The organism is Streptomyces sp. NPDC007929 (assembly GCF_042959065.1).
Classification (GTDB): Bacteria; Actinomycetota; Actinomycetes; order Streptomycetales; family Streptomycetaceae; genus Streptomyces.
The window spans coordinates 151848-170853 of record NZ_JBIBKD010000004.1 but is presented as its reverse complement, the minus strand read 5'-3'; the positions used below and the strand labels follow the sequence as shown (position 1 = coordinate 170853).

At 73.0% G+C, this 19006-nt stretch carries 14 protein-coding genes; 5 read left to right on the top strand and 9 right to left on the bottom strand.

Annotation, left to right across the window (positions count from 1 at the left end):
* Position 1: 1 nt before the first annotated feature.
* Positions 2-1471 carry an AlkA N-terminal domain-containing protein gene (locus ACFZDE_RS14380; protein WP_391200494.1) on the bottom strand — a complete coding sequence of 490 codons (1470 nt, stop codon included), beginning with the start codon at positions 1469-1471 and terminating at the stop codon, positions 2-4.
* Positions 1472-1614: 143 nt separating this feature from the next.
* Between ACFZDE_RS14380 and ACFZDE_RS14375 the strand changes: the two genes are divergently transcribed.
* Positions 1615-1977 (top strand): metalloregulator ArsR/SmtB family transcription factor, encoded by a 363-nt coding sequence (locus tag ACFZDE_RS14375; protein ID WP_391200062.1) that lies wholly within the window; start codon positions 1615-1617, stop codon positions 1975-1977.
* Positions 1978-2004: 27 nt separating this feature from the next.
* On the opposite strand, the gene ACFZDE_RS14370 is transcribed toward ACFZDE_RS14375, so the two are convergent.
* Both ACFZDE_RS14370 and ACFZDE_RS14365 read right to left on the bottom strand, forming a co-directional pair.
* Positions 2005-5898 (bottom strand): glycoside hydrolase family 2 TIM barrel-domain containing protein, encoded by a 3894-nt coding sequence (locus ACFZDE_RS14370; RefSeq protein ID WP_391200061.1) that lies wholly within the window; start codon positions 5896-5898, stop codon positions 2005-2007.
* Between the two features lie 229 nt (positions 5899-6127).
* Complete coding sequence (locus tag ACFZDE_RS14365) at positions 6128-6958, bottom strand: alpha/beta fold hydrolase (RefSeq protein WP_390995276.1); 831 nt, start codon at positions 6956-6958, stop codon at positions 6128-6130.
* 153 nt (positions 6959-7111) lie between these two features.
* On the opposite strand from ACFZDE_RS14365, the gene ACFZDE_RS14360 reads away from it, so the two are divergent.
* Positions 7112-9157, top strand: coding sequence for a SpoIIE family protein phosphatase (locus tag ACFZDE_RS14360; protein WP_390995273.1), 2046 nt, complete (start codon positions 7112-7114; stop codon positions 9155-9157).
* Between the two features lie 201 nt (positions 9158-9358).
* Here ACFZDE_RS14360 and ACFZDE_RS14355 read toward each other — a convergent pair whose 3' ends face one another.
* Positions 9359-9778: a hypothetical protein gene (locus tag ACFZDE_RS14355; protein ID WP_391200060.1), complete on the bottom strand. Its 420-nt coding sequence runs from the start codon at positions 9776-9778 to the stop codon at positions 9359-9361.
* Positions 9779-9811: 33 nt separating this feature from the next.
* On the bottom strand, positions 9812-10282 hold the full coding sequence (locus tag ACFZDE_RS14350) for a PLDc N-terminal domain-containing protein (protein WP_390995268.1): 471 nt from the start codon (positions 10280-10282) through the stop codon (positions 9812-9814).
* Positions 10283-10468: 186 nt separating this feature from the next.
* Between ACFZDE_RS14350 and ACFZDE_RS14345 the strand changes: the two genes are divergently transcribed.
* From ACFZDE_RS14345 to ACFZDE_RS14335, 3 genes are all read left to right on the top strand, one after another.
* Positions 10469-11047: an ion channel gene (locus tag ACFZDE_RS14345; RefSeq protein ID WP_390995265.1), complete on the top strand. Its 579-nt coding sequence runs from the start codon at positions 10469-10471 to the stop codon at positions 11045-11047.
* Positions 11048-11050: 3 nt separating this feature from the next.
* Entirely contained in the window at positions 11051-12460 is a 1410-nt protein-coding gene (locus tag ACFZDE_RS14340) for a DUF2252 family protein (protein WP_391200059.1), read from the top strand.
* A gap of 784 nt (positions 12461-13244) precedes the next feature.
* A complete protein-coding gene (locus tag ACFZDE_RS14335) occupies positions 13245-14078 on the top strand; it encodes a class II glutamine amidotransferase (RefSeq protein WP_391200058.1) in 834 nt (277 codons plus the stop codon).
* 59 nt (positions 14079-14137) lie between these two features.
* Here ACFZDE_RS14335 and ACFZDE_RS14330 read toward each other — a convergent pair whose 3' ends face one another.
* The 4 genes from ACFZDE_RS14330 to ACFZDE_RS14315 form a co-directional block, all read right to left on the bottom strand.
* On the bottom strand, positions 14138-14647 hold the full coding sequence (locus tag ACFZDE_RS14330; RefSeq protein ID WP_391200057.1) for an O-acetyl-ADP-ribose deacetylase: 510 nt from the start codon (positions 14645-14647) through the stop codon (positions 14138-14140).
* Positions 14644-16062 (bottom strand): FAD-dependent oxidoreductase, encoded by a 1419-nt coding sequence (locus tag ACFZDE_RS14325; RefSeq protein WP_391200056.1) that lies wholly within the window; start codon positions 16060-16062, stop codon positions 14644-14646. The genes ACFZDE_RS14330 and ACFZDE_RS14325 overlap by 4 nt, the downstream gene beginning before the upstream one ends.
* Before the next feature lie 172 nt (positions 16063-16234).
* A complete protein-coding gene (locus tag ACFZDE_RS14320) occupies positions 16235-17080 on the bottom strand; it encodes an inositol monophosphatase family protein (RefSeq protein ID WP_391200055.1) in 846 nt (281 codons plus the stop codon).
* 85 nt (positions 17081-17165) lie between these two features.
* Positions 17166-18995 carry a gamma-glutamyltransferase gene (locus ACFZDE_RS14315; protein ID WP_391200054.1) on the bottom strand — a complete coding sequence of 610 codons (1830 nt, stop codon included), beginning with the start codon at positions 18993-18995 and terminating at the stop codon, positions 17166-17168.
* Positions 18996-19006: the final 11 nt, after the last annotated feature.

Below are 19006 nucleotides of genomic sequence, written 5' to 3'. Positions count from 1 at the left end.
CCTATACCGGAAGGAAGTTGATCGGGTGGCTGTCGGTCGCCCAGAGGTACTGGACGGCGTAGGCCCGCCAGGGGCGCCAGGCGGCGGCGCGTGCGGTGAGCGCGGCGGGGGTGGACGGCAGGCCCAGTTCCCGGGCCGCGCGGCGGATGCCGAGGTCGGTGGGGAGGAAGGCGTCGGGGTCGCCCAGGGCGCGCATGGCGACGACGTCCACCGTCCAGGGGCCGAAGCCGGGCAGGGCGAGGAGCAGGGCGCGGGTGCGCGGCCAGTCGCTCTCCACGCCGAGGTGGAGGTCGCCGTCGGCGAGCCGGTGGACCAGGGTGGTGAAGGTGGTGCGGCGGGTGCGGGGCATCGCCAGCGACGCGGGGTCGAGCGCCGCGAGGGCCTCGGGGGCCGGGAAGAGGTGGGTGAGGCCGCCCTCGGGGTCCTCGACCGGTTCGCCGTACGCGTCGACCAGGCGGGCGGCGTGGGTACGGGCGGCGGCGGTGGAGACCTGCTGGCCGAGCACGGCCCGGACGGCGAACTCGGCCTCGTCGACCGTGCGCGGCACCCGCCGTCCCGGCGCCTTGTCGACCAGGGGCGCGAGGACCGGGTCGGTGCGGAGCTGGTCGTCGATGGCGACGGGGTCGGCGTCCAGGTCGAGCAGGCGGCGGCAGCGGCTGATGGCGACGGTCAGATCGCGCAGGTCGCTGAGGGTGAGGCGGCAGGCGATGTGGTCCGGGTTGGGGGTGAGGGCCACGATGCCGTGGCCGTACGGCAGGCGCAGGGTGCGGCGGTAGGAGCCGTCGCGCCACTCCTCCACGCCGGGTACGGCCGTGGCGGCGAGGTGGCCGAAGAGGTTGTCGGGGTTGAGCGGGGCGCGGAACGGCAGCCGCAGGGACAGCGCGCCGGGGGTGCTCGCGCCCTGCCGTTTCGGGGCGCGGGCGCGCAGCTCGCTCGGGGGCAGGGCGAAGACCTCGCGGACGGTTTCGTTGAAGGTGCGGATCGAGGCGAAGCCCGCGGCGAAGGCGATCTGCGCCATGGGCAGGGCGGTCGTCTCGATGAGCAGCCGGGCCGTCTGGGCGCGCTGGGCGCGGGCGAGCGCGAGGGGGCCCGCGCCCACTTCGGCGAGGAGCTGGCGCTCGACCTGCCGGGTGCTGTAGCCGAGGCGGCCGGCGAGGCCGGGCACGCCCTCGCGGTCCACGACGCCGTCGGCGATCAGCCGCATGGCGCGGGCCACGAGGTCGGCGCGCTGGTTCCACTCCGGGGAGCCGGGGCTGGTGTCGGGCCGGCAGCGCTTGCAGGCCCGGAACCCGGCCTGCTGGCAGGCCGCCGCGCTGGGGTGGAAGACCATGTTCTCCGGCTTGGGCGGCACCACCGGGCAGCTGGGACGGCAGTAGATTCCGGTGGTCAGGACGGCCGTGAAGAACCAGCCGTCGAAGCGCGCGTCCTTGGAGCGGACGGCGCGTACGCAGCGCTCGGTGTCGGTGTGCATCCCCATCTGCATGGGTCCAGCATCCGGCACCGGGCGGGGGCGGGGCTGGCGAGAATCCGACATCGACGTGCGCCGACCCCGCGGTCGGCCGGTACAGATGAAGATTCATTCATGTGTGCGGACGGGGCCGGTACGATGACGGCATGGGTCATGGAGCCGTCACCCCCGCACCGGAAACCGCCGACCGGGTACGCCTGGACGCGGACAACGTCGCGAAGGTCGCCACCACACTCCAGGCCCTGTCCACGCCCTCCCGGCTGCTGATCCTGGCGCGGCTGCGCGAAGGCCCGCTGCCGGCCACGGAGTTGGCCGCCGAGGTGGGCATGGAGCAGTCGGCCTGCTCGCACCAGTTGCGGCTGCTGCGCAATCTGGGTCTGGTCGTGGGCGAGCGGCGGGGCCGTTCGGTGGTCTACGCGCTGCACGACCACCATGTCGCCGAGCTGCTCGACCAGGCGGTGTTCCACGTGGAGCATCTGCGCCTGGGGATCAGCGACGCCGCCGACTGAGGCGGCGCCGCTGTCCCACCGCCGGTTCTAGTCGGTGGCGGTCGGCCGTCGTGAGGCCTCCATCGCCTCGCTCACGCGCGTCAGCGGACGCAGCCGGTAGGTGTACGCGTAGTCGCGGTTCGCGAGCAGCTTGAACTCGTCGTGCGTGTGCGCGCCCCAGCTGTTGTCGCCGCCCACTCCCATCTGGCGGTGGTTGACCCGCAGGACCACCGCGTCCCGGGGGGTGAGCTGGTAGTCGTGCCGGGCCCCGACGGACAGGTCCTCGGGGGTCAGGTGCGAGGCGTTGACCTCCAGCAGCGGCTCACCGGACACGAGCAGTCCGCGTCCCCTGCCGTCGGTCAGCGCGGCCCACCGCACATCGGTCTTGTTGCCGTTCTCCTGGGGGCGCAGATACGAGGTCCACTGCCCGGAGACGGTTCCCGAGTACAGGCCCACGTCGGTGGCGTTGTCGCGGTCCCACATGTTCTCCTCGGGGCCCCGGCCGTAGTAGTGCAGCCGGTCCAGGCTCCGCGGCAGGAACAGCAGGGTGCCGACCTCCGGGATGTACGGCAGGCCGGCCGCGCCCGGGTGCAGGGTGTTGTCGACCTTGATCTCGCCGTTGCCGAAGACCGTGTAGGTGGTGCTGTACGCCGACTCGGTGGTGGTGGGCAGTGTGCCGGTGACGGTGACCTCGACGGCCCGGCCGTCCAGGGGCCGTACCCGTACGTCGGTCACCTTCCGCTTCGCTCCGGCGTCGCGCCAGGTCTGGTTGCGGGTGTGCTGGCCGTTGCCGCGGTCGTTGTCGGTGGGCGCGCGCCAGAAGTTGGGGACGGGTCCGGAGGTGATCAGACGGGTGCCGCCCGCCTCGTAGGAGGTGATGGTCCCGGTGCCCTTGTCGACGGTGAGGGCGAAGCCCTTGCCCTTGACGGTGACGGTCTTGTCCCCGTCGGTGTGGCTCACGGCGGGCACGCTCCGCAGGGGCGTGGGCCGCACGGCCGGACTGCCCGCGTCCAGGGCGAGTTGCTGCTTTGCCACCTCGAAACCGGCCCTGGCCCACGGGGTGGATTCCCTGGTGGTGAAGGAGAGCTGGAGGAAGTACTCCGTGCCGGGCGCGGGCCGGGCCGGGAGCCGCACCGGGATCTTGACGTCCTTGCTGCTCAGCGGCGCCACGTTCAGCTGGTCGCGGGTGAGGCGGCCGCGCTGGACGACCTCGCCGTCGGCGACGAGGGTCCAACGGCCGTCGAACTCGCGGAGGTTGGTGAACAGGTACTCGTTGGTGAGCGTGACGGCACCCGGGCCGCCGGCGGCCGACGTGGCGTTGACGGCCTGGTAGACCTGTTTGACCTCGGCGGACTTGCCGGTGAGGCCGCGGTCGGCGGTGACGATGCCGTCACCGGCGAAGGCGCCGTCGTTGGGGTTGTCGCCCCAGTCGCCGCCGTAGGCGTAGAACGTCTTGTCGCGCGGGCGCTTCTCGGTGAAGCCGGCGGTGGCGGCGTCGAACCAGAAGCGCACGCCCTCGTCGTCGGGCTTGCGGGCGGTGGAGGCCAGTTCGGCGGCGCTCAGCGCCCGGGCGTACACACGGGCCCGGCGGATGGTGCCGCTGAACTCCCGGGTCGGGTTGTCGATGTCGGTGGCGAGCGACAGGGACGCGGTGTTGTTGGCGGGGCGCCGGGTGGTGGTCCTGGTGCCCCGTACCTGGCCGTCGACGTACAGGGTGAGCGTGCCGGCGTCCGCGTCGAAGACACCGGCGACGTGGTGCTCCGCGCCGGTCCAGCCGTCGGGCAGCGCCCAGCTCGCGGTGACCCACTGGCCGCCGCCGTGGATGAAGAACTCCAGGTTCTCGTCGGTCTGCTTGAGGGCGTACTGGGTGTCGCCCTTGGCGAGGATCGGCTGGTGGAAGCCGGTCACGCGCGGGGTGACCCAGGCCTCCAGCGTCAGGGAGCCCGTGAGGTCGAGGCCGGGGTCGCGGGGGAAGACGGTGCCCCCGCTGACGCCCTTGTCGCGGTCGAAGGTGCCGGCGGGCGCCATGACCTCGCCGCGCAGCGCGCCCGGGCCGGACTCGGTGAGCAGCTTGCGGGTGGGAGTGGGCCAGCGCAGGGCCTGGTCGGCGAAGTCCCAGATCCAGCCGCCCTGGAGGACGTCGTAGCGGCGGACGATGTCCCAGTACTTCTTGAAGTTGCCGCTGGAGTTCCCCATCGCGTGGGAGTACTCGATCATCACGTACGGCCGGGTGTCGCCGGTGTCCTTGGCGCGCTGCTCGACCCGCTGCGGGCTGTCGTACATCTCGGAGCGGATGTCGCTGATGCCCGGGCGGTCGTCGCCCTCGTACTGGATGACGCGGGTGGAGTCGTAGGAGCGGATCCAGTCGTGCATGGCGTTGAAGGTGGTGCCGCCGCCGGCCTCGTTGCCGAGCGACCAGATGACCACCGAGGCGTGGTTCTTGTCGCGGTGGACCATGTTCTGGGCGCGGACCACGCACGCCTCGGTCCACTCCGGGTGGCCGCTGCCGGGGAACTTGTCGCGGATGCCGTGGGTCTCGAGGTTGGTCTCGTCGACGAGGTACAGGCCGTACTCGTCGGCGAGTTCGAGCCAGAGCGGGTTGTTGGGGTAGTGCGAGGTGCGGACGCTGTTGATGTTGAGGCGCTTGATGATCCTGATGTCCTCGACCATCTGCGCGCGGGTGAGCGCCGAGCCGGTGACGGGGTGCATCTCGTGCCGGTTGGTGCCGCGGAAGGAGACCGGTTTGCCGTTGATGCGCATCAGGCCGTCCTTGAGCGCGAACTCGCGGAATCCGACCCGGTGCGAGAGGGTCTCGACCACCTTGCCGGCCGGGTCGCGCAGGCGGAGCACGGCGGTGTAGAGATTCGGGTGCTCGGCCGACCACAGCCTCGGCCCGGGGACGGCTCTGGACGCCTTGACGGTGGCCTCGTCGCCGTCGGGGACGTCGACGGGCCGGTTCAGGGGCCGCGACCAGACGGCGTGGCCGCGCGCGTCGTACAGCTGGGTCTCGACGGTGTAGCGGCCCGCGCCCTTGCCGCCGTAGTCGCGGACGTGCGCGGTGACCTTGAGTTCGGCGCTGGTGTAGCCGTCGCCGAGCGGGGTGTCCAGGCGGAAGTCGCGCAGGTGGACGCTCGGCGTGGAGTAGAGGTGGACCGAGCGGAAGATGCCGCTCAGCCGGATCATGTCCTGGTCCTCCAGCCACTCCGCGTCGGAGTAGCGGTACACCTCGACGGCGATCTGGTTGGTGCCCGGCTTGAGGTGGCGGGTGATGTCGTACTCGGCGGGGGTGTAGGAGTCCTCGTGGTAGCCCACCAGTTCGCCGTTGATCCACACGTAGTGGGCGGACTTGACGCCCTCGAAGTGCAGGAAGGTGCGGCGGCCGGACCAGTTGCGGGGCAGCGTGAAGGTGCGGCGGTACTGGCCGACGGGGTTGTAGCGGGTCGGGGCGGCGGGCGGCTGGGCGTCCTCGCCACCGCCGTTGGGGCCCCACCAGGGGTAGGTGATGTTGACGTAGATCGGGAAGTCGTAGCCGTGCAGCTGCCATGCCGAGGGCACCGGGACGGTGTCCCAGCCGGAGTCGTCGACGTCGGTGCCGTAGAAGTCCTTGTCCCGGTCGTCGGGGCGGTCCGCGTAGGCGAACTTCCAGGTGCCGTCCAGGCTCAGCCGGTACGGCGAGCGCTCGCGGTCGCCCTTCAGGGCCTGTCCGAGGTCCGCGTAGGGCATGAGGGTGGTGTGCGGCGGCTCGGTGCCGACCCGGTAGACGCTCAGGCCGTCGTTCCACTCGGGCGGGCCGTCCGCCGCCGGACGCCGGCCGGCCGCGTGGGCCGCGGCAGGCGACGCGGACAGGGCGAGCGCGCCGAGTACGGCGGCACCCCCTTCCAGCAGACGGCGGCGGCTGACGACGGGCCGTTCGGCGGGGGTCGGGTGGCTGGGGTGTGGCATGAACGTGGCCTTCCTCGGTTCGACAGGTGCGGTGCCGCACGGACTGAGGGCACGTCAGATGCGATCCTCAACTGCGAACCCGGGATGGGTGTTTCTGTTGAGTCGCGTGACAACTGACGGTGAGGGAGCAACTGCTGAGCAGGCACACCCTAGGACTCGCACACAATCGAAGCAATGATCCCGTCGGACTTTGTTCGGTCCTGATGGTTCCCCGAGGGTGGAGGGCGTCTCAGGTCGTGAGGAAGGTGAGCAGCTCGCTCGTCAGCCGGGCGGGGGCGTCCAGCGGGACGAGATGCCCGGCCTTGGGCACGGGCACCAGCCGCGCCCCCGGGATCAGACCCGCGAGCTCCTCCCCCTTGGCGAACGGGATCCAGGTGTCCTCGGTGCCCCAGCAGACCGTGACGGGCAGGTCCATCGACGGGTAGAGCGGCTGGATCTCGTCGGTGTAGCGCTGGTCGGCCTGCGCGATCTGCCGGTAGAAGGCGGCCTGCCCCTCCTCAGTCGTCCACGGTCCGACCAGCGCGTCGAGCGTGGCGGGGCGCAGACCGGTGTGGCTCGCGGAGGAGACGTACTCGCGCACCAGGGCCTCGTGGAGCGCCGCCGGGAGCTGTTCGAAGACCCGGCTGTGCTCCCCGACCAGCCGGAAGAAGGGCGAACCCCAGGGCCGCAGGGCCACCGGGTCGACCAGGGCGAGCCGCCGGTAGCGGGCCCCGTGCAGGAGGTGCGCCCGCAGTGCCACGCACCCGCCGAAGTCGTGCGCGATCACGGACGGCTCCCGCAGCCCCCAGTGCGCGAGCAGCTCGGTGAGGATCGCGCCCTGGGCACGCAGGGACACGTCCTGGCCGGCGTGCATGGCGGAGGAGCCGTAGCCCGGCATGTCCCAGAGGTGCACCCGGTACCCGGCCGCGGCGAGGGCGGGCGCGATCTCGTGCCACACGTACGACGAGAAGGGCGTCCCGTGCAGCAGCACGACCGGCTCGCCGCCCGGATCGCCGAGCCGCTCCCAGCGCACCGTTCCCGACGCGGTGACCAGGCTCTCCCCCAGGGTCCGGACCTTCATGCCGCCACTCCCTCCCACCACGGGCGAGGACCCGCGGTTTTTTGTCATTTCGGCGCGACAGTGCCGCCGCTCCGCCCGTAATGTGACCTCATCGGACAGCCCGCGCAACAGATCATGGCGGTACCTTTTGCCGCGCCGGAAGGAGCGGCTCGCATGAACGGGTATGCGACCTCGGATCGCGATGCCGTCACGGCCGCGCCCGGCGGGCTGCTGGATCTGCTGAAGGTCGCGGCGGTGGTCCTGGACGCCGGCGGGCACATCGCGCTGTGGAGCCCCGAGATCGAGCAGCTGCTCGGCTGGAGCGCCGAGGAAGCCCTGCGCCAGCGCGCCGACACCCTCCTGGTCTCCCCCGAGAACCGGCACCGGGGCAGGGAGCTGTTCGCCCAGGTCAGTACCGGCGCCCGCTGGGCCGGTGTCTTCCCGCTGCGGCACCGCGACGGCACGGAACGCGCCGTGGAGTTCCGCACGATGCGCCTCCTCGACCCCGACGGCCAGCCCCATCTGCTGGGACTCGCCACCGACGCGACGACCGTACGGCAGGTCGAGCGCGACCTCGCCCTCTCGCACAGCCTCGTCAACCAGACCCCGCTCGGCATCGCCGTCTTCGACAACGAGCTGCGCTGGGTCGGGGTCAATCCCGCCCTGGAGCGGATCAACGGCCTGCCCGAGGAGGCCGTGCTGGGGCGCCGGGTCGGGGAGGTGCTGCCCGACCTCGATGTGACGGCCATCGAGGCCCGGATGCGGCACGTCCTGGAGACCGGCGCGCCCCTGCTCGACCAGCAGACCGTCGGACGGACGGCGGCGGACGCCCGGGACCGCGCCTACTCGGAGTCCTACCACCGCATCGAGGACACCGAGGGCCGGGTCCTCGGCCTGGCGATGGCGGTGCTGGACGTCACCGAGCGCCAGCAGGCCGCGGCCGAGGTCGCCCAGGCCCGCCAGCACCTGTCGGTGATCGCCGACGCGGGAATGAAGATCGGCACCACGCTGGACCTCCAGCAGACCGCCCGGGAGCTGGCCGACGTGGTCGTGCCGCACCTGGCGGACCTGGCCGCCGTGGACGTCCTGGAGTCGGTCGTGGCCCGTGGCACCATCGCCCCCGTGTCGGGCGGCTCCCCGGCCGAGTTCCGGGCGCTGGCCGTGGCGGCCGGCTATCCCACCGACGCCATCCACGCCGCCGACCCGGTGGGCGAACTGGCCACGTACGGCTCGTCGCGGATCATCACCCAGTGTGTGCGCAGCGCCCGCCCGGTCCTGGTCGAGCGCGTGGACGGCAAGATGCTGCGGCGGCTGGCCCGCGACTCCCGCGCCGCCCTGGCCCTGCACGAGGCCGGCGCCCACTCCTACCTGGCGCTGCCGCTGGTGGCCCGGGGCAAGGTGCTCGGCACGCTCTCGCTGTACCGCACGGTCAACGAACGCCCCTTCGACGACCGGGACCAGGTGCTCGCCTCGGAGCTCGCCGCCCGCGCCGCGATCTGCATAGACAACGCCCGCCTCTACGGCCGTGAGCGCGGCACCGCCCTGACCCTCCAGCGCAGCCTGCTGCCGAGCACGCCCGCCCAGCGGGAGGGGCTGGACATCGCCGCCCGCTACCGCCCGGCCCTCAGCGAGGTCGGCGGCGACTGGTACGACGTGCTGCCGCTGGGCCCGGGGCGCACCGGGCTGGTCGTCGGGGACGTCATGGGCAAGGGTGTCCAGGCCGCGGCGATCATGGGGCAGCTGAGCACGGCGACCCGGGCGCTGGCCCGGCTGGACCTGCCGCCCGCCGAGCTGCTGCGGCACCTCGACGACATCGCCGGCTCCCTCGGCGACGCGATCGCCACCTGTGTGTACGCGGTGTGCGACCTGCGGCGCGGGACCTGCGAGCTGTCCAGCGCCGGGCATCTGCCGCCGGTGCTGGCCAGGGCGGACGGCGGTGCCGAGCTCGTCGAGGTGCCGGGCGGGGTCCCGCTCGGGGTCGGCGGCGTGGAGTTCGGCACGGTGGAGGTGGAACTCGCCCCGGGCTCGCTGCTCGCCCTGTACACGGACGGGCTGGTCGAGAACCGCGGGGAGCCGATCGACACCGGCCTGGACACCCTGACCCGGCTGCTCGGGAACGCGGGGCCCAGTCTGCAACGCGCCAGCGACAGCCTGCTCAGCGCACTGAGCCCGGAGCCGGACGACGACGTCGCCCTGCTGCTGGTACGCACCCGCACCTGAACGCGGGGCGAAGGGCCCGGCGCGCCCGTACCCGCGGGGGCCGAGGGCGTGGTGCGGCCGTACCCGCGGGAGCGAAGGGCACGGCGGGGCCGTACCCGCGGAGGCGAAGGGCCCGGCCTGGCCGTACCCGCGGGGGTCGAGGGCGTGGTGCGGCCGTACCCGTCCCTTCCGGGCGGGCACGGCCGGACCGGGGGCCGGCTCCTACATGTCGCTCCTCTTCACGGTGCACAGGGCCCAGATGATGAACGCGGACATCGCGATCATCACCACCGACCAGACCGGGTAGGCCGGCAGGGAGAGGAAGTTGGCGATGAGGACGAGTCCGGCGATCCCCACGCCGAGGACGCGGGCCCAGGTGGAGGCCTGGAACAGCCCCACGCTGATGAGCACGGCGACCACGCCCAGCGCGAGGTGGATCCAGCCCCAGCCGGTGGTGTCGAAGGCGAAGACGTAGTTCGGGGTCGTGACGAAGACCTGGTCCTCGGCGATGGCCGAGATGCCGCGCATGATCGCCAATATGCCGGCGATCATCAGCATGACGGCGGCGAAGATCATCAGGCCCGCGGCGGCGGCTCCGTGCCTCGCCCGCGAGGTCCCGTGCGTCGGGTGTGTGGCGGTCATCCTGCTGCCTCGATTCTGCTGCGTCCGGCGCGGTCAGCGACCGGAGGTGGGGGTGCCGGGGGCCGAGGCGCCCGAGGCTCCGGAGCCGCTGAGCACCAGCTCCTTCGCCCTGCGGAACTCCTCGTCCGTGATGTCGCCGCGGGAACGGATCTCGGACAGCCTGGCGAGCTCGTCGACGCTGCTGGTCCGGTCCGAGCCGCCCCGGGCGGTCTCCCTGATGTAGCTGTCGAAGGCCTGCTGCTGGGCACGGGCCCGGTCCGTCTCCCGGCGGCCCATGTTCCGGCCGCGGGCGAGGACGTAGACGAACACGCCCAGGAAGGGCAGGACGACGCAGAAGACGAGCCAGCCGGCCTTGGCCCCGCCGCTCAGGGAGTCGTCGCGGAAGATGTCGAGGATCACCCGGAAGAGCAGGACGAACCACATGATCCAGAGGAAGAACCACAGCATCGACCAGAAGGCGCTCAGCAGCGGAAAGTCGTACGCCAGGTAGTTCTGCGCGCTCATGTCGGTCCTCCGTCCCGGGTGCACGACCGGCAGTCGTCCCCGTCGGCACCAGCGTGCCGGGGGCCGTGGCCGGGCTGCCTCACCCGTGGCGGGTGATCCGTGCGGGGCGCCCGGACGCTGAGGTGGTGGGGCAGGCCTTGTGGGGCGCCCCGGCAGCGGGGCCGGACCGAGACCGAGAGACACGCGATGGACGATCCAGCGGAGGTTCCCGGCCGGCGGCGGCCGGAGCATCGCCGGCGCGCGGCGGCCACGGCACTGGTACGGGCCGCGCTCATCGCGGCCGGGCTCGTCACGGTCTACTACGTGCTGCCCCTGGACGGGCGCGGCACGAGCGGCGACTCGGTGCTGCTGGCCTGCGGTCTGCTGCTGGTGGTCGTGGTGTTCTGGTGGGAGGTGCGGGCCATCGTGGCCTCGGCCTACCCCCGGCTGAAGGCCGTGGAGGCCCTGGCCACGACGCTGGCGCTGTTCCTGCTGCTCTTCGCGGGCGCCTACGTCCTGCTGGAGCACACGACCCCGGGCTCGTTCAGCGAGCCGCTGACCAGGACGGACTCCCTGTACTACACGCTCACCACGTTCACCACCGTCGGCTACGGCGACATCACGGCCCGCTCCCAGACCGGGCGGGTGCTGACGATGATTCAGATGGTCGGCGGGCTGCTGCTGGTGGGCGTGGCGGCACGGATCCTGGCCGGCGCGGTGCAGGCGGGGCTGCGCCGGCAGGGCCGGGAGTCCTCGGACGACTTCCCCTCGCGGCCGGAGCGCTGAGCCATGACCGTACCGACTCCCTTCACCACCTTCATGTCACCGGCCGAGCGGGCCGCCGTGGGCCGCGACGCCCGGCGGCGGGTGCCGCGCTCCTCCCACGCCGGGTTCGAGGCCGGGTCCGACCGGTTCGACCCCGTCGAGGTGGTGGAGCGCCAGTCGGCCACCCGTGTACCGGAGTTGGTGCCGATCCGCTACGGCCGCATGCTGGAGTCCCCGTTCCGCTTCTACCGCGGCGCCGCGGCGATCATGGCGGCGGACCTCGGGGCCACCACCGACACCGGGCTGCGGGTGCAGCTGTGCGGGGACGCCCATCTGCTGAACTTCCGGCTGCTGGCCTCGCCTGAGCGGCATCTGGTCTTCGACATCAACGACTTCGACGAGACACTGGCCGGGCCGTTCGAGTGGGACGTCAAACGGCTCGCGGCCAGCTTCGCCATCGCGGGCCGCGCCAACGGCTTCTCGGCGACCGAGCAGAGCAGCGCGGTGGAGGCGTGCGTCAGGGCCTACCGGCGGCGGATGCGGGACTTCGCCGGGATGCGCACCCTGGACATCTGGTACGCCCAGGACGACACCGACCAGCTGCGGGAGCTGATGGCCGCGTCACTGTCCAAGGAGGCCCGGCGCCGCACCGCGAAGGCCACGGCCAAAGCCCGGACCCGGACCCATATGCAGGCCTACGAGAAGCTCACCCGGGACACGGCCGTGGGGCGGCGGATCACACCGGACCCGCCGCTGATCACCCCGCTGCGGGACCTGCTGGAGGACGACTCGGCGCACTTCCGGGAGAAGGAGCTGCGCGCCGTCCTGGAGGGTTACGCACGCAGCCTGTCGTCCGAGCGGCGGCATCTGCTGCGCCGCTACCGCCTGGTGGACGTCGCCCGCAAGGTGGTGGGGGTCGGCAGTGTCGGTACCCGCTGCTGGATCGTGCTGCTGCTCGGCCGGGACGACGACGATCCGCTGCTGCTGCAGGCCAAGGAGGCGCAGGCGTCGGTCCTCGCCGCCCATACCGGCGGCGACGGCTGGGACAACCAGGGCCGGCGCGTGGTGGCGGGGCAGCGGCTGATCCAGACGACCAGCGACATCCTGCTCGGCTGGACGCACGCGGTGGGCCTCGACGGCCAGGAGCGGGACTTCTACGTACGGCAGCTGCGGGACTGGAAGGGCATCGCCCGGCCGGAGACCATGGACCCCGGCCTGCTCCGGCTGTTCGGGCGGCTGTGCGGGGCGAGCCTGGCACGGGCCCACGCCCGCTCCGGCGATCCCGTCGCCATCGCCGCCTACCTGGGCGGCGGCGACCGCTTCGACCGAGCGCTCACGGTGTTCGCCCAGGCGTACGCCGACCAGAACGACCGAGATTTCGAGACACTGGGCGATGCGGCCCGCTCGGGCCGCATCCACGCGACAACGGGGTGACCCCCGGGCCACCGGACCCGGCGAGACGGTCCGACGTCCGCCACCGGAGCGGCAGGAACGGCAAGGCCGGCCGACGCCCGCCACCGGGGCGCCGCCCGGACGGCAACCGCCGCCGAGGCGCCCACAAACGGCGAAGACCGGTCGGCATCCGCCACGGCCCACCGGGACCGGCGAGGCAGGCCAACCGGCCGCCACCGGAGCGCAACGACGAAGCAGCTCGGCATCCACCGCAGAAGCGCCGCGACCGGCGAAGCGGGGCGGTGTCCGCCGGGCCCGGCGCCCGAGACCGCAAGACCGACCGACCCCCACCGCTCGGGCACCCGAACCGGCAAGGCCGGTCGGTATCCTCCGCCGGGGCGCCAGGCACGGCAAAGCCGGTCGGCATCCATGGCAGGAGCACCGGGACCGGCAATGCGGTCAGCGTCTGCCGACGGAGTCGCCCGAGACCGCAAGGCCGGTCGGCGCCCACCGCCGGGGCGCCCGAAACGGCAAGGCAGGCCCAAGCCCGCCACCCGAGCACCACGAACGGCGAAGCCGGTCGGCATCCGCCGCGGAAGTGACGGGCACGGCGGAGCGGGGCGGTGTCTGCCGGTCGCGGCGTTCGCGGGGGGGGTGCGCCCCGGTCCGCCGCGCGTGACGCCGGTGTCGGGCAGGTGGGATCGGCCGTAACCACCCGCGGTGGGCGATGCGCGCGCGGTGGGGCGGGGGGTTCTCTGGAGTTCTCGCACATCATCGACGGAGCCGCGCGGCCCGGCCGGGGCGGCTCGGAACAGGGGTGTCGGCCATGTGCCGCTGGCTCGCCTACTCGGGCACTCCCGTGATCCTCGACGACGTCCTCTACCACCCGGAGCACTCGCTGATCGACCAGAGCCTGCACGCACGGATGGGGGTCGAGACCACCAACGGCGACGGCTTCGGCGTCGGCTGGTACGCGTGGCACCTGCGCACCCCGGCCGTCATCCGCGACACCGGCCCGGCCTGGAGCAACCGCAATCTGCGGGAGATCGCCGACCATGTCCGCTCGCCGCTGTTCTTCGCGCATGTGCGCGCCTCGACCGGCTCGGCCGTGCAGCAGACGAACTGCCATCCGTTCCGGCACGGGCGGTGGATGTGGATGCACAACGGGGCGATCGACGGGTTCCGCGAGCTGCGCCGGGACCTCATGATGGCCGTGGACCCGGAGCTGTTCCCGTCGATGGAGGGCACGACGGACTCGGAGGTGATGTTCCACGTGGCGCTCACCTTCGGGCTGGACGGCGATCCGCCGGGCGCGGTGGCCCGGATGACGGGGCTCATCGAGCGCCTGGGCAGGGAGCACGAGGTGCCGCAGCCACTGCAGATGACGGTGGCGGTGACCGACGGGGAGCGGGTGTGGTTCTTCCGCTACTCCAGCGTGGGGAAGTCACGGTCGCTGTACTACAGCAGCCGGGTGGAGGACGTGCGGGCGCTCCACCCCGACCTGGGGTTCCTGAACCATGTCTCCGACGAGACGCGGCTGGTCGTGTCGGAGCCGCTCGGTGATCTCCCCGGGGTGTGGAACGCCGTCCCGGAGAGCACCTACGGAGTCGTCCAGCCCGGCCGGGACCTGCTGCGCCACTTCGAGCCGGAGCCCGTCTGAGCCCCACCGTGCTGCCGTGCCCTTGCCGTGCCTCTGCCGTGCCCTGCCGGCTGCCCTGCCTAGGGCAACTGCGCGGCGAACGCCTCGTAGGCCCGTTCGTCGAAGAGGACGAATCTGACCTCCTCGACCCCGGTGTCCGCGGCCCGTACCGTCTCGACGGCGATGCGGGCGCCGTCGTCCATCGGCCAGCCGTAGACACCGGTGGAGATCGCGGGGAACGCGACCGTACGGGCGCCGAGTTCGTCGGCGACGCGCAGCGACTCGCGGTAGCAGGACGCGAGGAGGCCGGAGCGGTCCTCGGTCGCGCTGTGGACCGGGCCGACGGTGTGGACGACCCAGCGGGCGTCCAGTTCCCCGGCGGTGGTGGCGACCGCCTGTCCGGTCGGCAGGCCCTTGCCCAGGTGCGCGGCGCGCAGCCGTCGGCAGTCCTCGAGGATCGCGGGCCCGCCGCGGCGGTGGATCGCCCCGTCGACCCCTCCTCCGCCCAGCAGTGAGGAGTTGGCCGCGTTGACGATCACGTCGACGCTCTCGCCGGTGATGTCGCCCCGGACCAGTTCGATGGTGGTCATGTCTGTCTCAGTCGCTTCCAGACGGCCTTCGCCGCGTTGTGCCCCGACATGCCGTGCACTCCGGGGCCCGGCGGGGTCGCCGAGGAGCAGATGAAGACGGCCGGGTGCGGGGTGCGGTAGGGGAACAGGGTGGTTCTGGGCCGCAGCAGCAGCTGGAGCCCGGAGGCGGCACCGGAGGCGATGTCCCCGCCGACGTAGTTGGCGTTGCGCGCGGCGAGTTCGGGCGGTCCGGCGGTGGCCCGGGCCAGGACGCGGTCGCGGAACCCCGGGGCGAAGCGCTCCAGTTGGCGCTCGATGGTGTCGGTGAGGTCGCCGGTCCAGCCGTGCGGGACATGCCCGTAGGCCCAGAAGACGTGCTTGCCGTCCGGGGCCCGGGTGGGGTCCACGACACTCGGCTGGACCGTGATCAGGAACGGCTTGTCGGGCGCCCGGCCCTCCCGGGAGGCCGCGCGCAGGGCGGCGCCGATCTCCGCGCTGCTCGCGCCGACCTGCACCGTACCGGCGGCGCGGGCCTCCTTCGCGGTCCAGGGCACCGGGCCGTCGAGCGCGTAGTCGACCTTGAAGACGCCCGGCCCGTAACGGTAGCCGCCGTAGTGGTTGCCGAACCCGGCGATGCGGGCCAGGGCGGTGGGCGAGGTGTCGAAGACGTACGCCCGGGCCGGTGGCAGATCGTCGAGGCGCTTGACCTCGTAGTCGGTGTGGACGCTGCCGCCGAGGTCTTTCAGGTAGCCGGCGAGCGCGTCGGAGAGGGACTGGGAGCCGCCGCGGGCGACGGGCCAGCCGCGCGCGTGCGCCGCGAGGGCGAAGACCAGGCCGACGGCACCGGTGGCGAGGCCGCCGAGCGGTGCCATGACATGGGCCACGAGCCCGGAGAACAGGGCCTTGGCCGGTTCGTCGCGGAAGCGGCGCATCAGCAGCGTCGACGGGGGCAGCCCGGCCAGGCCGAAGCGGGCGAGGGTCACCGGGTCGCGGGGCAGCGCGGTCATCGGCAGGGACATGAAGTCCCAGGCGAGGGTGTCCCACTTGGGCAGGAAGGGCGCGATGAGCCTGCGGTAGGCGCCGGCGTCGCGCGGGCCGAAGGATGCGGCCGTCTCGCCGACCGTCCGGGCCAGGACGGCCGCCGTGCCGTCCGGGAAGGGGTGCGCCATGGGCAGCTCGGCGTGCAGCCACTCCAGGCCGTACCGCTCTAGCGGCAGGGCGCGGAACGCCGGTGAGTTGATGGCGAGCGGGTGGGCCGCGGAGCACGGGTCGTGCCGGAAGCCGGGGAGGGTGAGCTCCTCGGTGCGGGCACCGCCGCCCACGGTGCTCTTGGCCTCGAAGACGGCGACGGAGAAACCGCGGCGGGCCAGCTCCACGGCCGCGGTCAGTCCGTTCGGCCCCGCACCCACTACGACGGCATCGAGCATCGACGGCACCTTCGGACCCCTTCGTCAGCCGACGGCCACTGGGGATCAGGATATGCCCGGAGACTGACAGTCACCGGCCGCTGGTGATTTCCGTAGGGAAGACCGCTTTGCGGCGACCTATGACCACCCGAAATCTGCACGTTGAGTGATCACCTGTGTGCGCCACGCAACGACCTCGCTCCTACGCCTCACCGGACAGCAGGCCCACCACCCGGCGGGCCGTGGCCGCGTCGCGGGCCGCGGTGAAGGGCAGGGTGTTGCCGCCCCCCACCCGGAACGGCTCCCCCGCCCGGGTCAGATGGACGCCCCCGGCCTCCTCGACCAGCAGCAGACCGGCCGCGTGGTCCCAGGCGGCCTCCCAGCTGAACGCGACGGCGTCCAACTCGCCCCGGGCGATGGCCAGGTACTCCAGACCGGCCGAGCCGCACGGGCGCGGTGCCACTCCGTCGGCGCGCAGGCCGAGCAGGGCCTGCTTCTCCTCGTCCGTCGTGTAGTCCGGGTGGGAGGTGGCCACGCGCAGGTCCCGGCCGGGCTCCGGCACTCCCGCGAACAGCCGCTCCCCGTCGAGACGGGCGCCCTTGCCCCGCCGGGCGGTGGCGAGCCGGTCGTCGGCGGGCGCGTACGTCCAGGACGCGAGCAGGGTGCCGCGGTGGGCCAGCGCGACCAGGGTGCAGAACCCGGCCTCGCCGCGCACGAACTGGCGTGTCCCGTCGACCGGGTCGACGATCCAGACCGGGGCGTCGCCGCGTATCGCGCCGTAGGAGGCGGGGTTGGCGTGGACGGCCTCCTCGCCGACCACGACCGATCCGGGCAGCAGGGCGGCCAGGGCCTCGGTCAGATACAGCTCGGCCTTGCGGTCGGCGTCGGTCACCAAGTCGTGCGGGCCGCTCTTCTGGTCGATCTCGTGGGCGGCCAGCTGGCGCCAGCGCGGCATGATCTCGGTGGCGGCGGCCTTGCGGACGGCCTCTTCGACGTCGGAGGCGTGCCGTGCGAGAAACTCTTCGATGGTTTCGTTGCTGTCGTTCACTCCTCCATGACACCACGTGCCACTGACAACGCCCGCCCGCCGGGTGCACTCCGGGTGGCCTCCCGGTGAACAGCGGTCGGCCAGGTCAGCGGCCCACCGCGTACCCCTGCATCCCGCGCGGGTTCGCCGCCGCCGACAGCACGCCCGTCTCCGGGTCCCGGGCGACGGCGCACAGCCGGCCTTCCGACCAGGGCCCGCCCACGGTCACGTCGTGGCCGCGACGCCGCAGCTGAGCGACGACGGCCGGGTCGGTGCGCGACTCCACGGTCACGCTGCCCGGGCGCATGCCGCGCGGGTAGAACGAGCCGGGGAAGCTGTCGTTGTGCCAGTTCGGGGCGTCGATCGCGCCCTGGAGGTCGGGGCCGCCGCGTACCCGGGCGCGCAGCGCGACCGCGAGGAGGAAGTGCAGCTGCCACTGGTCCTGCTGGTCCCCGCCGGGCGTGCCGAAGGCCATGACGGGCACGCCGTCGCGCAGGGCGATCGAGGGCGTCAGGGTGGTGCGGGGGCGGCGGCCGGGGGTGAGGGAGTTCGGCAGGCCCTCCTCCAGCCAGGTCATCTGGAGCCGGGTGCCGAGCGGGAAGCCGAGTTCGGGCACGACCGGGTTGGACTGGAGCCAGCCGCCGCTGGGCGTGGCCGAGACCATGTTGCCCCAGCGGTCGACGACGTCGAGGTGGCAGGTGTCGCCGCGGGTGGTCCCGTCGGCCGAGATCTCCGGTTCGCCCGGCACGGGGGACGCCGGGCTCTTGGCGACGGTCGGTTCGCCGACGCCCAGGGCGTCGTAGCCGGCCTGGGCCTCGGCCGCCACGCGCGCGTGCGCGGCGAGCCGGGGGTCGCGTCCGCCGGGGCTGCCGGGGCGCAGCTCGTTCTCGGCCCGCTCGCCGACGAGGGCGCGGCGGGCCGTGTTGTAGGCGTCGGAGAGCAGGTCGTCGAGGGGCACTTCGGCGGCGTCGCCGTACCAGGCCTCCCGGTCGGCCATGGCGAGCTTGCAGTTCTCGACGAGGAGGTGGACGTAGTCGGCCGAGCCGTAGGGGGGCAGTTCGGGCGGGAGCAGGGCGAGTTGCTGGAGGAGGACCGGGCCCTGGCTCCAGGGGCCGGGCTTGCACACGGTCCAGCCGTTCCAGTCGTACGTCGCCGGTGCCTCGTAGGTCGCGGACCAGCCGGCGAGGTCGGCGGCCGTGAGGGTGCCGGTGTGCCGTTCGCCGCTGGTGTCCTTGGTGGGCCGCCGGGCCTGCCGCACCAGGGCCTCGGCGATGAACCCGGTGCGCCACACCTCCCGCGCGGCCTCGATCCGCGCCTCCCGGTCGCCCGCGCCGGCGGTCTCGGCGAGCAGGCGCTTCCAGGTGGCGGCCAGTGCGGGGTTGGCGAAGAGCTCGCCGGGGCGCGGCGCCTTGCCGCCGGGCAGGTAGACGTCCGCCGACGAGGTCCACTCCGTCTCGAACAGCTCGCGCACCGTCTCGACGGTCTCGCCGACGCGCTCCACGGGTGCGTGCCCGTGCTCGGCGTAGCCGATGGCGTACTTCAGGACCTCGTCGAGGGAGCGGGTGCCGTGGTCGCGCAGCAGCAGCATCCAGGCGTCGAAGGCGCCCGGCACGGCGGCGGCGAGCGGCCCGGTGCCGGGGACGAGGTCCAGGCCGAGGCCCCGGTAGTGCGCCACGGTCGCGCCGGCCGGTGCGACGCCCTGCCCGCACAGCACCCGCACCTCGCCGCCGGCCGGGGCGAGCAGGATCGGCACCTCACCGGCCGGGCCGTTGAGGTGCGGCTCGACGACGTGCAGCACGAACGCGCCCGCCACGGCCGCGTCGTAGGCGTTGCCACCGCTCTCCAGGACGGCCATCGCCGACTGCGAGGCGAGCCAGTGGGTGGAGGACACCATGCCGAAGGTGCCGCTCAGCGTGGGGCGAGTCGTGAATTGCATACCTGACCTCG